Source organism: Psychrobacillus syltrankelensis (assembly GCF_055454035.1).
Genome location: NZ_CM144227.1, coordinates 3154337 through 3169686, shown reverse-complemented (window position 1 = coordinate 3169686; position 15350 = coordinate 3154337). Strand labels below are relative to the sequence as shown.

Below are 15350 nucleotides of genomic sequence, written 5' to 3'. Positions count from 1 at the left end.
GTTTATTGATTAATATACAATTCGAATAAATCGGCAAAATCCTTTTTTACATATTTATGTTTTTGGTCTATCATCCAATCTGTTGCAAATCGTGTGATTTCTTCGAATGAACTAGCTGGTGTCACTTCACGACTTTCAATTTTACCAATGGATTGTGCTGCATAGTTTAAGCTGTTTTGAGCAATATCGTATTTCTTTGCATTCTCTTTCATTTCCATAGAAATAGCGTGAATTACTTTTGATCTTTTATTTCCGTTGCGAACTTTTTGTGTATATCAATTGATAACGGAATATTACCTATTGTGAATTTGATTTCAACGTCTAGGTCAATAGTTCCTGCAGTTTCAAGTGAAACGTCTGTGATTGGATGATAAACATAATCGTATCTTCTGAGCATTCTTTTCTTGCTAATTGCGTTTTTACCATCAACATGAATAAGTGCTTTATTTGTGAAGCAGTACTCATCTGCTTTTGTTTTGATAAGAAAGTAGATGACTTCCCCGATTTAGTGCATTACAAAATCATCTGCCTCTGTTTTGTCAAAGTCTGATTTTGGTACTACAACTCCGATATCTGATAATCCTAATGCGTCTGAAGCAAATTTTTTTAACATTCGCTGCTCCTCCTCTATTTCACTCTAATTTTAAAATTATCATAGTTTACTCTTATCTATTTAGGGAAATGATTACTATAAATAGTTATTTATTATTTTAAAATAATATTGCCTTTGTCTTTTATTTGTCGTTTAATTATCTAGTTCTAAAATAATAAAAAAGGAATGTGACAAATGAAGAAGTTAATGATCAGCCTAACTATGACTATGCTAGTCGGAATGTCATTAGTGGCGTGTACCCCAAAAGAAGAGTCTACAAATGTGAATAAAGAAAATGCCCCAGATGAAAAAGTCATTTCTGTTGGAGATGCAAACAGCAATTATCTTTCTGCAGTAGATGTGGACTATGCATATAATTTCACAAAAAGTCTAGAAGAATTTAAATCCAATGAAAAACTAGGTTATCGCACTGCTGGATCACAAGCAGAATTGAAAACCGGCGAAAAAATTGGAAATGAAATGAAGAAAATCGGACTTTCCGAAGTTACAAAAGATGAGTTCAAAGTGGACACATGGGAATTCGAAAAAGCCGATTTAACTTTTACAGATGAAAATGGCAAAGAGCACCTTGCCGTTTTAGGTGGATACCAAGTTAATTTCGATACAAACGGGGTGAAGGAACTAGATGTAGTCTACGCTGGAAAAGCAACAGCAGATGACCTTGCTGGATTGGATGTTAAAGGCAAGCTGGTTTTAATAGATATTAACCAACGCGAAGAATGGTGGATTAACTACCCAGCATATCAAGCCCATTTAAAAGGGGCAGCTGCTGTAATCGCTGTTCAAGAAGCTGGCTATGCGGAAGTTGACCCAGATGCATTAAATGCACAAGACATATGTGGACCAGACGATGCACCTGCATTTTCAATGTCCCAAACGGACGCAAATAGTTTAAAGAAAGCACTTGAAGCTAGTAAAAATAAGCTTTCAGTGAAGTTCGATGCAAAATCTACCGTGAAAATGGATGGCAAATCGTATAACTACTACGGTAAAATTATCGGGAAAGACCCGGCATCATATATCATCTTATCAGCCCATTACGATTCCTATTTTTCTGGTTTTGAAGATGATAACGCAGCAATTGGATTATTAATGGGAGTAGCAAAAGGATTAGTCGATAGCGGTTACCAACCGGAAAAAACGATTATTTTCAATGCACTAGCTGCAGAAGAATGGGGTGTTTCAAACTCTCGTTACGACTGGTCAACTGGCGCATACAATCAAATTTTCAAAGTTCATCCTGAATGGGTTGGAAAAGCCTTTGCTAATATGAACTTCGAACTTCCTGCATATGAACATACAACACAAGATGAAATTCGTTCCGTTTATGAGTTAAATAATTATTTAACTCAGTTTTCAAAGACAGTACCAAGCGTTGATGGTGTATATAAAGACGGTATTTCGATCGTTTCTCCGCTACGTACTTGGTCAGATGATTTCTCATTTGGTCTCGCGGGTGTTCCTGCGCTTCGTAATGATTTCCAAGATAGCGAGTTTATGCACTCTCATTATCATTCCCAATTTGATAATGAAGGACCTTATAATATGAATGCATATAAGTTCCATTTAAATTTATATGGTTTACTTGCAATGCATTATGATGAAACTGCTGTCGTTCCACTTGATTTCACCAATCGTTTAAACGCAATGAAAGAAGAAATTAATACTGATGTGTTTAAACAAGCTGATGTATCCCCGGACAAATTAGTTAGTAATATTGACAGCGCAATTGCAACTGCTGAAAAAGTAAATGCAAAAGTTACGAAAGTGAATGAAGATTACTTAGCTGCTTTAACTAAAGGCAACACTGAGACAGCTAACAAGCTATATAATGAAAGTCGTGAGTTGAATAGTGGATTACTTGCTGCATTTAAATATGCAGAAGATCAATTTGTTCGTTTAACTTGGGAAGACGAACCAATTTTCCCTTACGAACATGCACAAAATAATATAGATAATTTATCATTATCAATAAGTGCATTGGAAAAAAGCCATATCGCTACCGCACTTGACGATTACTTATGGAAAATTGATAACAACTGGTATGCATTTTACTTCGATAAAGAAGTATACAACTATTTTACAGACTATGTCCTAAAAGCTCCAAAAGAAAAACTTATGTGGGGCGCGGATAGAATTATGGGGCACGAAGATTTATTTGACACGATTAATTCATTGAAGGAAAAAAGAGAACAAACTGGTGTGGATGTTACATCTGAGATTCAAACTTTAAATGAAGCATTAGTAAGACAAAAAGAACTGTTGAAAACAACAGTGGACGAGGAAGCAGCTAGCGTAAACAAACTAAGTGAGATGTTAGACGAATTAAAATAATTACAAGCATATTGAGCTGTCCTAAGTGTTATTTTGATCTTGGGACAGCTTTTTGTTTTATTTTGTAAGAGCATTAATTTCAGTACATTTTCAAATTCTCGTAGACTTAACTCTTATAGAGTAAACCTCTCCTAATTAGTTTAAATTCTCCCAGCGTTATTACTTCAAATAATCCACCAAAATTTGAACAATTAATAGAACAGTTACTATTCTAAGAAGTGGCTTCACTTGTTCTGATTTTAATTTGCGAGCTAGTCTCACCCCTAGCTGTGCGCCTATAATAGCACCGAGCATAAGAGCGATAGTAAGTGGCCAAATAATTTTACCTGTCGAAATATACGTAATGGAAGCCCCAAAACAACTAGCAAAAACACCGATTCTTGCTAATCCAACTGCTCGAATATAGGCGATTTTTTGACTCGCATATAAGTAGAGCGCTAAGGTGCTGCTCCCCGGTCCAAACATTCCGTCGTACATACCTATTCCAAGTAGTGCAGGTATCATTTTTTTATTTAAACGAAACGACTCAGTTCCTTCGAAGTTCCCTTTTCCCATAAAGGATGTGATAAATGCGAAACTTAATAATACTATAGCGATTATAGTTAACGTATTTCCACTCAAGAAAGAGGCAACTAAACCACCTAAAACCCCTCCCCCTAAGCAAAATACTAGCACAGACAGTGCCTCTTTAACGGAGATTTCTTTCTGTTTAAAAATAACGAGGAAGCTAGATAGCGAGCTAACTGTATTGGATACTTTGTTTGCACCAATTGCTGAGTGTACGGGTAGCCCCATAAGTAGCATCGTTGGTAAACTAATGAGTCCTCCGCCTCCGACTAGTGTGCCGACGACATTGCCTACAACTCCGACAATAAAAAAGAGGATGAATTCCATAATAAAGCCTTCTTTCCATTCTTACTGATGTAGATTTAGCATACCTCTCCATTTATGATAAGTAAATTCAATAGTATTTATCGTTTGACATTTGGAAAACTTATTACCTTTAGAAGGAAAAACTATCAAGAAAGGGGAAGACTAATATAGGAGGGATTCAGATGAAAAGATTATTACTCTTGTCATTTGTTTTATTCGGTTGTACAAATGAAAATATAAAGTCCGAAAAAGTCGCGTCAAATTTAGATATTCCTTGGTCCATAAATAAACATGGAGATTCTTTTTATATATCTGAACGAGTGGGCACTATAGCAGAAACTAAAAGTGATGGAAAAGTTATTCGTAAAGAAGTGAAGCTTACTAATGATTTATCAAATGCTTCAGAATCCGGTCTACTCGGTTTTGTTTTGAAGAATGATTTTGGAGATTCACGTGAGGCATTCGCTTATTACACATACGATCAGAACGGGGAATCTTTCAATCGAGTAGTAACTATTAGACAAGAAAACGATGTCTGGAAGGAAATTGCCATTCATCTAGACAGTATACCTACAGGTAATATTCATCACGGTGGCAGGCTTAAAATCGGACCGGATGGCTACTTATATGTCACGATTGGTGATGCAGGAAATCCATCTAATGCACAATCTACTACATCGCTTAACGGGAAGATACTACGAATGAAGAAAGATGGAACATTCGAAATCTATACTACTGGACATCGTAATCCACAAGGACTAGCTTGGGATGAGGATGGAACACTTTACGAGGCCGAACATGGACAATCTGCAAATGGTGAAATCAATCGAATAGAACAAGGTAAAAATTATGGCTATCCAATTATCCAAGGGACTGAAACAAAAGCTGGATTGGAATCACCTATTATTACTTCCGGTGATAGCGATACATGGGCACCATCAGGTATTACATTTCACAAAGGAAAATTATATGTAGCCTCCCTACGGGGCGAAGCGATCAAAGTAATGAATGTATCAACTGGAGATGTAGAGCGTTCCATTACTGGTTTTGGACGTGTACGAGATATATTCTCTGATGAAGAATACATCTACTTTGTGACAAATAACACGGATGGTCGAGGATCACCTAATAACGATGATGATATACTGTATCGCTTGAAAGAGTAACTTGCTATAACTTCAAGCACATTGCGATTTGCACACCTGATCTTCCATTAAATCGCTTACCTTGATCGATAAATCCTGACTTAAGATAAACGGATTGCGCTGCCTTATTAGCTTCGTTAACACCAAGTACAATCTGGCTGACTTGTGGAAATTTTTCTTTTGTATATTCACGAAGTAAGCCCATCGATTTTTTTGCAATTCCATTCCCTTGATAAGAAGGGTGAACAGAATAACCTCTCAGTAAAATGCTCTCTAGTTTATCCGTATAATTGAATTTATCTTTGCCTGAATCGAGCACGAAAAAACCAGCAACTTTTCCTTTTTGTAATATAACAATTGGCGAATAAGTGGATGTGCTTTCACTCCGATCCAATAGTTCAAGTGGATGTGCTGTGAAGGATAAGTGCTCCTCTGAAAGTGGATAATTCTCTAAAGCAGCTCGATATTTCATTTCATATGGTTCAAGGGTAATCATGAATACTCCCCCTTTTCTAATTTTTTATTAGCATAACATAAAAATTTCTAAGGGAGTTTGCAAAACTATTAATGGAGGTGTTGGTACAATGCAAATTACTATTATTGGAGGGGGAATTGGTGGTCTTTGCGCCGCGGTTACTTTACAAAAACATGGATTTTCCGTACAAGTTTACGAGGCAACCTCCTCCTTTCAACCGGTCGGCGCAGGTATTGGAATTGGGTCAAACGCAATGCAAGCTTTAGTAGAAATTGGTATTAGTGAAAAAGTCTTTGCAAATGGCAATGTCCTTCATACTCAATCTTTCCTAAACGCAAAAGGTGAAACGTTAAATACTATCAATTTCAGTGTTCTAAAAGAACAATTTGGTAAAGAAAATATTACAATTCATCGGGCAGATTTACATCGCACTCTTCTAGATGTCTTAGAACCAAATACAATTCAGTACAATAAAAAATGTGTACATGTCGATCAAAATGAAGAAAAAGTTACTGCTTATTTTGAAGATGGAACCGAAATAACTTCTGACTTGCTTATCGCTGCCGATGGGATTCACTCCACTATTCGAAAAAAACTAATACCTGACTCAGAACCACGCTATGCTGGATATACATGCTGGCGGGGAATCACGGAAAGTAAAGGACGAGTAGACGAATTTACATCGACAGAGTTATGGTCTCCCGCCGGCCGTTTCGGAATGGCACCAATGAAAAATGGACTAGTATATTGGTTTGCTTGTATCAATGCAAAAGAAAGAGATCCTTTTTATCAAAATCTTGAAAAACACGAAATCGCCAATTTATTTAACCATTTTCCTAAAGCCGTTCCAGAAATAATAAGCGATACACGAGTTGCCCATATTCTACACCATGATATTTCGGATATCAAAGCCCTTCGACAATTTGTTTATGGTAGAGTTATATTACTTGGAGATGCTGCCCATGCAACTACACCAAATATGGGACAGGGTGCTGGGCAAGCAATTGAAGATGCCATTGTCCTTGGAAATGGCTTTAAACATTTTGAAGACATGGTACAAGTATTAGCCTTTTACGAAGAAAATCGAGTAGCACGCACTGCAAAAGTGATTAAATTATCTCGGCAAATTGGAGCAGTAGCACAACTCGATTCACACGTACTCGCTAACGCTCGTGATTTTTTATTTCCTTTCATCCCTTCCAAGGTACTATTGCGTAGGTTGAAATTTTTGTTTGATGTGAAAATGAAGTAAAGTGCCCTCTTAGGAGGACACTTTTTTATTAGTATAACTGGAATCCCATTTCATCCACTACATTGATATGCTTTGGTACTTTCAAGTAAATATAAGTATCGCCAGACGCTCTCCCATATTCATACCTCTGAAAAAGGTCATCTATTGAAAGAGCTGCTAATTGATTTGAAAATCTATAAAATTTAAGCTCCTTTTCAGCTGGCTCTTGTATAAGGAGTTCATCTCCTACCCATCCTAATTGGCATAATGGTATTTTCTCTTTTAAATCAATCCCATACATATTTAAATTTGTTCGATACACTTTCCCCTCCACTAACTTCTCCTTTGAATCCGCCCAATCTACATATACTTTCGCTACTGGATGATCAGAACTTGGAGAAACTATATTAAGTGTATCTCCATTTAATTCCTTTGACCATTCCTCTACTAAAAACTTCGAATCTAATTTGCTTACTTCATTATTTCTGAAAGCTTGGTCAAATGCTTGATTTTCATCTTCAAGCTTTTGAAACTCTTTTTGTGTAACCAATTCGTCTCCATTAAACGGAATAAATTCATATACTACCACAGCTAATAAAAGAATACTTACATAAGCAACAATAATCCATCTACTACGCCGTTGATTCCATCCTATATGCTTCAATGAGCGCATAATCCCACGGAAAATAAACGAACTAATAACAAATGTAATAAGAACAAAAATGATAGTAGTTGAAGTATTTAAAACACTCATCCTCTTACCCCCAATCGATTAGAGCTTACAATGGCTAGAGCAAAGAAAATAAATGGTAGAAAAATTATCTTCACAATCAAAATAAACATAGAGTCATTTACAAAAATGTATTGAATAACTGTTTGACCAAACTTTGTAATCGGTATAGCTAATATGAAAACAGGCAAAAAGAAGATAAATACTTTACTATTCTGAACAAGCATTCCTCCTAAATATCCACCTGCTGCAATAGTTAGAATTAGGAGCATCATTATAATAATATTAAGTATAGAACTAAATGGATCATCTAAAATTCCAGGACTTTTCATATAATCCACACTTCCAAATAGTAGAAGTATTACTCGTAATAAATAGTTGGATAAAAAGGTCGTTACTGCAGCGAAAATACTCATCATGCTAAGTATAATGATGTTCGCTAAATTGCTGCTCAAGCGGGTTGCTACAAACGAAAAATCATCGTATCTATAGGCTTTTGTTGTTATTAAATATCCAACAAAAAGTGCCCATACTGCAACAAAAGCAAAAACAAGATCATTTGAGATTAAAATTACATCAATGTTACTATTATTCAAAGTAGTTCCCAACGAACCACTTCCATTTATAGATAGAAAAAGCCCCACAAGCTGTATTAAAATAAGTGATAAAATTGCACCACTGTATGCATTCATTTTGAACTTTACCTGTGCCTTAACCACTTCTTTTAATGTGCTATTACTTAAAAACATTATCGATTCCTCCCTTCGTTTCACTCGTCACATACATACAAATATCACTCGCGGATACAGACTGGATAGCCAAACCATCCACATGCCCTGATTTAATATGCTTTTCGTTTATAACAACTGCATATTGAAGATTACCATCTAACTGTTTCTTATGAAGAATGTCTTTTTCTGCTACCCACTTTTCTAATACTTCAGTAGGACCTTGAACTCCAAGGGCATATTCCTTTACTTCATCAATTGATTTATGAAATACAACTTTCCCTTTATGGATAAGAAGAATATCTTCTAACAAATGTTCTATTTCTGCTAAATGATGACTAGAAATCAGAATAGAGCGAGGATAAGCTATATATTCTTTTAGTAATGCGCGGTAAAAATCGGATCGAATTGCTTCATCCATTCCATTAGTAGGTTCATCAAACATCGTTAGCTCACATCGTGTTGCTAATCCAAAAATCATATTGAACGTTGCTTGAGTTCCTTTGGATAGTTTCGAATGCTTTTGTTTAGAGTCCAAATTAAAATAATTAAATAATCGTGAAGCAAGCTCCGAATCCCATTTAGCATAGAAACTGGGACCAATTTCTAAAATTTCTGCCAGTGTCAATGAATCTGGAAAACTCATTTGGTCGTCTACTAAAATACTGTTCGCTGATACACATAAATTATTAAATGGTTTGTTAGAAAATACTTTCACTTCTCCAGCACTTTCTTTAATAAATCCAGCTAGTATTTTTAATAAAGTCGTTTTGCCAGCACCATTGCGACCTATCAATCCAGTTATTTTATGTTCTTCTAATTGAAATGTTATATCTTCAAGTGCATGCATTCGCTTATAACGCTTTTTTAATTTTTGACATTCAATAACATTCATCAATTGTTCCTCCTCACATTTTGGATAAGTTGGATAAGTTCCTCTTCCGACACAAATAACCTTTGTGCTTCTAACACTAATTCTAACGCCATTTGTGTTAGTGTCTCACTACGTCGTTTTTCCAGAATTTTTATTTTCGCTTCTGGTTTTACGAACATTCCAAGTCCCCTTTTCTTATATAAAATTTGTTCTTCCACGAGTATCGTCAGGCCTTTACCTGCTGTAGCTGGATTAATATTAAAAAGATCCGCTAATTGATATTGAGAATATACTTTCTCGTCGTCTAGAAAACGATCAGCAATTATTTCATTCTCAATCCATTCGGAAATTTGAATATAGATAGGCTTCGTACTATCTGCATTTAGATTCAATTTGTTCATCTCTCTTCCATACAAGTCAGTACATTAGTGTTGTAATGTAGTATAAAGTAAAAATGTAGAAATGTCTAATTTATTTTTACAATTAAAACCTATTATATATGAATTAATTTTTATACTAGAAAGGATTGTTGAAAAGAATATAGAATATTAAATAGAAGAGAGATGGAGGTTATAAAGATGAAATTAGGTCAAGTTGCAGTAAATGTAGATAATGTAGAACGTGCTGTAGTATTTTATAAGGATGTAATCGGATTACCTTTGTTATTTGAAATGGATGGTTTAGCATTCTTTCAATGTGAAGATACGAGGTTATTATTAAGTAGACCTGAAACAGCAGAATTCGACCACAAAAGCTCAGTGCTATATTTTAAAGTGGATGATTTGCATAAAGAAGTTGGACGAATGAAAGAATCAGGAGCAGTATTCATTGACGAACCACATATGGTTGCAAAGATGGGTGACACCGAAACATGGATGGTTTTCTTTAATGACACAGAAGGCAATACCCATGCATTAATGAGTGAAATATGATGTAGTAGCCCCTCCTTGGAGGGGCTTTTTGCATTTGTGACCGGATAGAAAGTTTTTCTGAGCGGATAGAAAATAATGTGACCGGATAAATAATTTTATGACCGGATAATCTCTTTTCTGTCCATATAAATAAATTTATGACCGGAGAGCAATTTTCCACTCATTTTATTTACAATTATGAGTGAAATATAATAGAAAAGCCCCTCCTTAGAGAGGCTTTTCACATTTGTGACCGGATAGAAAAAAATGTGACCGGATAAATAATTTTATGACCGGATAACATCTTTTCTGTCCATATAAAATTTTTTATGACCGGAAAGCAATTTTCTACTCATTTTATTTACAATTTATGAGTGAAATATGATGGAAAAGCCACTCCTTAGAGAGACTTTTCACATTTGTGACCGGATAGAAAGTTTTTCTGACCGCATAGATAATAATGTGACCGGATAATCTCTTTTCTGTCCATATAAATAAATTTATGACCGGAGAGCAATTTTCCACTCATTTTATTTACAATTATGAGTGAAATATAATAGAAAAGCCCCTCCTTAGAGAGGCTTTTCACATTTGTGACCGGATAGAAAGGTTTTCTGACCGGATAGATAATAATGTGACCGGATAAATAATTTTATGACCGGATAATCTCTTTTCTGTCCATATAAATAAATTTATGACCAGAGAGCAATTTTCCACTCATTTTTGCTTTTCTTCATCTATAATTATGAGTGAAATATACTGGAAAAGCCTCTCCTTAGAGAGGCTTTTCACATTTGTGACCGGATAGAAAGGTTTTCTGACCGGATAGAAAAAAATGTGACCGGATAAATAATTTTATGACCGGATAATATCTTTTCTGTCCATATAGAAACTTTTATGACTGGATAGCATTTTTTCATTCATTTTATATTTAGTTGCTTTCCCTTCACCCACAATTTTTAACCCCATACTTTGTAATATTCTTGTGACGGTTTGATGCTGTTGAATATGCAAAAATCTTCGGCATTCACTATTTGATAATTGGTCACCAATGAGCATAAACCATTCTTTAACGGAATTAATATGTGCATCTAAATCTTTATAACTACATCCTGGACATAACCAAGTTCTCTTAATACGTACCATTCCAAATCTACTACATTTCTCACACTGAACCCCAGTAATCAAATCTGTTGGATTAATCCCCCACTTTGGGCACATTGGATATGGAATATACGTTTGATTGTCCTGAACAATTTGCGCAGCCAAATAGTCCATTTGAGCAACAGATAAATAATCTTTTTGTCTTTTTAAGTTCCTTAGTAAAACAGGAATACTCGATACATAAATAACTTCCGTATGATTTGGAGGTTTAACTATTTTAGATTTAGTACTACTAAATACAATAACTCCTTTAACGGGTATACTTATCCCTCGCTCTCTTAACCATTCTCTTAATAAATACATATTGCGATCTACTTGCACTTCAGGACTCTCAAATATATCCTTCTGACCATTCTGCAGTATTCGTGTTAAACAAGGAGGTTCATTTTCAAAACTCAATTCTCCCACAATATTCTTGCACTCTAAAATAACTGCACAATAGGGACTAATAAACAAAGTATCTAATTGAAACTTTCCATTTGAGATTAAATTCACATCGTGTAATACTCTGTAGCTATAAGGAAATTGGTATTTTTCAAATATAGCTTCTACAACTGCTTCTCCAATAATTCCAGCTTTTGTTGATAACATATTGGAATTTATCACTGACTTCATTGAATGGTCATTTGGTAAGCGATGATAGAGCATCTGCAGTCCTATATATTTGTAGTTGGCTGAATTCCTTTTGATAATCAAAACATCACTCCTTTTTTGCATAATAACATATATGTAAAAATAGTAAATTTATCTAGAAAGAAGACAATTTCATTTTGCTAATTAAAAGGAGCAAGAAATTAATTTTTAACTCTAAATCATGCTTCAAAACTAAATTTTATTTTTTTTATTCATAGTCGATATATGTAATTATTTCCCGGGTAATGTCGTATTAAGATAGAATTTTTTTATCTTCTTTAACATTCTCTAATTTAATAAAATAAATGATTTAAATTAAAAAAATTAAACACAAAAAAAAGTCGTTACCGATTACTCGATAACGACTTTTTATATTGCCTAGCGACGTCCTACTCTCACAGGGGGAAACCCCCAACTACCATCGGCGCTGAAGAGCTTAACTTCCGTGTTCGGTATGGGAACGGGTGTGACCTCTTCGCCATCATCACTAGACAATGAGCGCTTGTTCACTCAAAACTGGATAAAAGACATTGATGAATACAATTCTATTTGGTTAAGTCCTCGATCGATTAGTATTCGTCAGCTGCACGTGTCGCCACGCTTCCACCCCGAACCTATCTACCTCATCGTCTTTGAGGGATCTTACTTACTTGCGTAATGGGAAATCTCATCTTGAGGGGGGCTTCGTGCTTAGATGCTTTCAGCACTTATCCCGTCCACACATAGCTACCCAGCGATGCTCTTGGCAGAACAACTGGTACACCAGCGGTGTGTCCATCCCGGTCCTCTCGTACTAAGGACAGCTCCTCTCAAATTTCCTACGCCCACGACGGATAGGGACCGAACTGTCTCACGACGTTCTGAACCCAGCTCGCGTACCGCTTTAATGGGCGAACAGCCCAACCCTTGGGACCGACTACAGCCCCAGGATGCGATGAGCCGACATCGAGGTGCCAAACCTCCCCGTCGATGTGGACTCTTGGGGAGATAAGCCTGTTATCCCCGGGGTAGCTTTTATCCGTTGAGCGATGGCCCTTCCATGCGGAACCACCGGATCACTAAGCCCGTCTTTCGACCCTGCTCGACTTGTAGGTCTCGCAGTCAAGCTCCCTTCTGCCTTTACACTCTTCGAATGATTTCCAACCATTCTGAGGGAACCTTTGGGCGCCTCCGTTACACTTTAGGAGGCGACCGCCCCAGTCAAACTACCCGCCTGACACTGTCTCCTACCCGGGTTACGGGTATGGGTTAGAATTTCAATACAACCAGGGCAGTATCCCACCGACGCCTCCTCCGAAGCTGGCGCTCCGGGCTCTAAGGCTCCTGCCTATCCTGTACAAGTTGCACCAAAATTCAATATCAAGCTATAGTAAAGCTCCACGGGGTCTTTCCGTCCTGTCGCGGGTAACCTGCATCTTCACAGGTACTATAATTTCACCGAGTCTCTCGTTGAGACAGTGCCCAGATCGTTACGCCTTTCGTGCGGGTCGGAACTTACCCGACAAGGAATTTCGCTACCTTAGGACCGTTATAGTTACGGCCGCCGTTTACTGGGGCTTCAATTCGCACCTTCGCTTGCGCTAAGCACTCCTCTTAACCTTCCAGCACCGGGCAGGCGTCAGCCCCTATACTTCACCTTACGGTTTTGCAGAGACCTGTGTTTTTGCTAAACAGTCGCCTGGGCCTATTCACTGCGGCTCTTCTAGGCTATACACCCAAAAGAGCACCCCTTCTCCCGAAGTTACGGGGTCATTTTGCCGAGTTCCTTAACGAGAGTTCTCTCGCTCACCTTAGGATTCTCTCCTCGACTACCTGTGTCGGTTTGCGGTACGGGCACCTATCACCTCGCTAGAGGCTTTTCTTGGCAGTGTGAAATCAGGAACTTCGGACTAAGTCCTCGCCATCACAGCTCAATGTTATAGAGTGCGGATTTGCCTACACTCACACCTTACTGCTTGGACGTGCATAACCAACAGCACGCTTACCCTATCCTTCTGCGTCCCCCATTACTCAAACGGTGGTTTGGTGGTACAGGAATATCAACCTGTTGTCCATCGTCTACGCCTATCGGCCTCGACTTAGGTCCCGACTAACCCTGAGCGGACGAGCCTTCCTCAGGAAACCTTAGTCATACGGTGGATGGGATTCTCACCCATCTTTCGCTACTCATACCGGCATTCTCACTTCTAAGCGCTCCACCAGTCCTTCCGGTCTGACTTCAACGCCCTTAGAACGCTCTCCTACCACTGATACCATAGGTATCAATCCACAGCTTCGGTGATTTGTTTAGCCCCGATACATTTTCGGCGCAGCGTCACTCGACCAGTGAGCTATTACGCACTCTTTAAATGATGGCTGCTTCTAAGCCAACATCCTGGTTGTCTAAGCAACGCCACATCCTTTTCCACTTAACAAATACTTTGGGACCTTAGCTGGTGGTCTGGGCTGTTTCCCTCTTGACTACGGATCTTATCACTCGCAGTCTGACTCCCAAACATAAATCATTGGCATTCGGAGTTTGTCTGAATTCGGTAACCCGGGATGGGCCCCTAGTCCAAACAGTGCTCTACCTCCAAGATTCTAACGTTTGAGGCTAGCCCTAAAGCTATTTCGGAGAGAACCAGCTATCTCCAGGTTCGATTGGAATTTCTCCGCTACCCACACCTCATCCCCGCACTTTTCAACGTGCGTGGGTTCGGACCTCCAGTAAGTGTTACCTTACCTTCATCCTGGACATGGGTAGATCACCTGGTTTCGGGTCTACGACCACATACTCATTCGCCCTATTCAGACTCGCTTTCGCTGCGGCTCCGTCTTCTCAACTTAACCTTGCATGTAATCGTAACTCGCCGGTTCATTCTACAAAAGGCACGCCATCACCCATTAACGGGCTCTGACTACTTGTAGGCACACGGTTTCAGGATCTATTTCACTCCCCTTCCGGGGTGCTTTTCACCTTTCCCTCACGGTACTGGTTCACTATCGGTCACTAGGTAGTATTTAGCCTTGGGAGATGGTCCTCCCAGATTCCGACGGAATTTCACGTGTTCCGCCGTACTCAGGATACACTCAAGAGAGAATGAACTTTTGACTACGGGGCTTTTACCCTATCCTGCGGACCTTTCCAGATCGCTTCGTCTAGCTCATTCCTTTGTAACTCTATATAGAGTGTCCTACAACCCCAAGAGGCAAGCCTCTTGGTTTGGGCTCTTCCCGTTTCGCTCGCCGCTACTCAGGGAATCGATTTTTCTTTCTCTTCCTCCAGGTACTTAGATGTTTCAGTTCCCTGGGTTTGCCACAGATGCGCTATGTATTCACGCAAATGTACTGCTCCATTACGAACAGTGGGTTTCCCCATTCGGAAATCTCCGGATCAAAGCTCACTTACAGCTCCCCGAAGCATATCGGTGTTAGTGCCGTCCTTCTTCGGCTCCTAGTGCCAAGGCATTCACCGTGCGCCCTTATTAACTTAACCATTCGGCTTCCAATCCACGGCGCATTGCGTTGTCAACTTCAGTCGTTCAGGCAGTCACGTACGTAAGTACGTTCCTTTCCTCTCTCCTTCGTTTCCTAGCACTGCTGGTGTCTTGAAATCCTCAAAAATAGTAGTTAAAAGTACTACACAAAAAATAATCACAA

At 38.3% G+C, this 15350-nt stretch carries 11 protein-coding genes, 2 rRNA genes and 1 pseudogene; 4 read left to right on the top strand and 10 right to left on the bottom strand.

Annotation, left to right across the window (positions count from 1 at the left end; genetic code table 11):
- Nucleotides 1–2 precede the first annotated feature (2 nt).
- Nucleotides 3–613 (bottom strand): annotated as a pseudogene (locus ACTSKG_RS15535) (PH domain-containing protein).
- A 174-nt stretch (nucleotides 614–787) separates the two neighbouring features.
- Between ACTSKG_RS15535 and ACTSKG_RS15530 the strand changes: the two are divergent.
- Nucleotides 788–2947 carry a M28 family peptidase gene (locus tag ACTSKG_RS15530; protein ID WP_464755454.1) on the top strand — a complete coding sequence of 720 codons (2160 nt, stop codon included), beginning with the start codon at nucleotides 788–790 and terminating at the stop codon, nucleotides 2945–2947.
- A gap of 159 nt (nucleotides 2948–3106) precedes the next feature.
- On the opposite strand, the gene ACTSKG_RS15525 is transcribed toward ACTSKG_RS15530, so the two are convergent.
- Nucleotides 3107–3841 (bottom strand): sulfite exporter TauE/SafE family protein, encoded by a 735-nt coding sequence (locus tag ACTSKG_RS15525; protein ID WP_464755452.1) that lies wholly within the window; start codon nucleotides 3839–3841, stop codon nucleotides 3107–3109.
- A 161-nt stretch (nucleotides 3842–4002) separates the two neighbouring features.
- On the opposite strand from ACTSKG_RS15525, the gene ACTSKG_RS15520 reads away from it, so the two are divergent.
- Nucleotides 4003–4986, top strand: a complete 984-nt coding sequence (locus ACTSKG_RS15520) for a PQQ-dependent sugar dehydrogenase (protein WP_464755451.1) — start codon at nucleotides 4003–4005, stop codon at nucleotides 4984–4986.
- A 4-nt stretch (nucleotides 4987–4990) separates the two neighbouring features.
- On the opposite strand, the gene ACTSKG_RS15515 is transcribed toward ACTSKG_RS15520, so the two are convergent.
- The gene (locus ACTSKG_RS15515; protein ID WP_464755450.1) at nucleotides 4991–5461 is read right to left on the bottom strand and encodes a GNAT family N-acetyltransferase; all 471 of its coding nucleotides are present in this window, start codon (nucleotides 5459–5461) and stop codon (nucleotides 4991–4993) included.
- 88 nt (nucleotides 5462–5549) lie between these two features.
- Between ACTSKG_RS15515 and ACTSKG_RS15510 the strand changes: the two genes are divergently transcribed.
- On the top strand, nucleotides 5550–6692 hold the full coding sequence (locus ACTSKG_RS15510; protein ID WP_464755449.1) for an FAD-dependent monooxygenase: 1143 nt from the start codon (nucleotides 5550–5552) through the stop codon (nucleotides 6690–6692).
- Nucleotides 6693–6720: 28 nt separating this feature from the next.
- Here ACTSKG_RS15510 and ACTSKG_RS15505 read toward each other — a convergent pair whose 3' ends face one another.
- From ACTSKG_RS15505 to ACTSKG_RS15490, 4 genes are read right to left on the bottom strand one after another with little or no spacing between them, the layout of a single operon-like run.
- Nucleotides 6721–7425 (bottom strand): hypothetical protein, encoded by a 705-nt coding sequence (locus tag ACTSKG_RS15505; protein WP_464755448.1) that lies wholly within the window; start codon nucleotides 7423–7425, stop codon nucleotides 6721–6723.
- The gene (locus ACTSKG_RS15500; RefSeq protein ID WP_464755447.1) at nucleotides 7422–8150 is read right to left on the bottom strand and encodes a hypothetical protein; all 729 of its coding nucleotides are present in this window, start codon (nucleotides 8148–8150) and stop codon (nucleotides 7422–7424) included. Before ACTSKG_RS15500 ends, ACTSKG_RS15505 begins: the two co-directional genes overlap by 4 nt.
- Nucleotides 8137–8979: an ATP-binding cassette domain-containing protein gene (locus ACTSKG_RS15495; RefSeq protein ID WP_464758050.1), complete on the bottom strand. Its 843-nt coding sequence runs from the start codon at nucleotides 8977–8979 to the stop codon at nucleotides 8137–8139. The genes ACTSKG_RS15500 and ACTSKG_RS15495 overlap by 14 nt, the downstream gene beginning before the upstream one ends.
- Nucleotides 8980–9023: 44 nt before the next feature.
- Nucleotides 9024–9395, bottom strand: a complete 372-nt coding sequence (locus ACTSKG_RS15490; RefSeq protein WP_464758049.1) for a GntR family transcriptional regulator — start codon at nucleotides 9393–9395, stop codon at nucleotides 9024–9026.
- A 186-nt stretch (nucleotides 9396–9581) separates the two neighbouring features.
- On the opposite strand from ACTSKG_RS15490, the gene ACTSKG_RS15485 reads away from it, so the two are divergent.
- Nucleotides 9582–9935: a VOC family protein gene (locus tag ACTSKG_RS15485; protein ID WP_464755446.1), complete on the top strand. Its 354-nt coding sequence runs from the start codon at nucleotides 9582–9584 to the stop codon at nucleotides 9933–9935.
- An 834-nt stretch (nucleotides 9936–10769) separates the two neighbouring features.
- Here ACTSKG_RS15485 and ACTSKG_RS15480 read toward each other — a convergent pair.
- From ACTSKG_RS15480 to ACTSKG_RS15470, 3 genes are all read right to left on the bottom strand, one after another.
- Entirely contained in the window at nucleotides 10770–11774 is a 1005-nt protein-coding gene (locus ACTSKG_RS15480) for a nuclease-related domain-containing protein (protein WP_464755445.1), read from the bottom strand.
- Nucleotides 11775–12087: 313 nt separating this feature from the next.
- Nucleotides 12088–12203, bottom strand: a 5S ribosomal RNA gene (gene rrf / locus ACTSKG_RS15475).
- Nucleotides 12204–12260: 57 nt separating this feature from the next.
- Nucleotides 12261–15186, bottom strand: a 23S ribosomal RNA gene (locus tag ACTSKG_RS15470).
- Nucleotides 15187–15350: the final 164 nt, after the last annotated feature.

Excerpts from the sequence above, each read along its gene's own strand:
- ACTSKG_RS15495 (WP_464758050.1), bottom strand. The coding sequence starts at position 8,979 with ATGCATGCACTTGAAGATATAACATTTCAATTAGAAGAACATAAAATA.
- ACTSKG_RS15500 (WP_464755447.1), bottom strand. The coding sequence starts at position 8,150 with ATGTTTTTAAGTAATAGCACATTAAAAGAAGTGGTTAAGGCACAGGTA.
- ACTSKG_RS15515 (WP_464755450.1), bottom strand. The coding sequence starts at position 5,461 with ATGATTACCCTTGAACCATATGAAATGAAATATCGAGCTGCTTTAGAG.
- ACTSKG_RS15510 (WP_464755449.1), top strand. The coding sequence starts at position 5,550 with ATGCAAATTACTATTATTGGAGGGGGAATTGGTGGTCTTTGCGCCGCG.
- ACTSKG_RS15485 (WP_464755446.1), top strand. The coding sequence starts at position 9,582 with ATGAAATTAGGTCAAGTTGCAGTAAATGTAGATAATGTAGAACGTGCT.
- ACTSKG_RS15525 (WP_464755452.1), bottom strand. The coding sequence starts at position 3,841 with ATGGAATTCATCCTCTTTTTTATTGTCGGAGTTGTAGGCAATGTCGTC.
- ACTSKG_RS15505 (WP_464755448.1), bottom strand. The coding sequence starts at position 7,425 with ATGAGTGTTTTAAATACTTCAACTACTATCATTTTTGTTCTTATTACA.
- ACTSKG_RS15530 (WP_464755454.1), top strand. The coding sequence starts at position 788 with ATGAAGAAGTTAATGATCAGCCTAACTATGACTATGCTAGTCGGAATG.
- ACTSKG_RS15520 (WP_464755451.1), top strand. The coding sequence starts at position 4,003 with ATGAAAAGATTATTACTCTTGTCATTTGTTTTATTCGGTTGTACAAAT.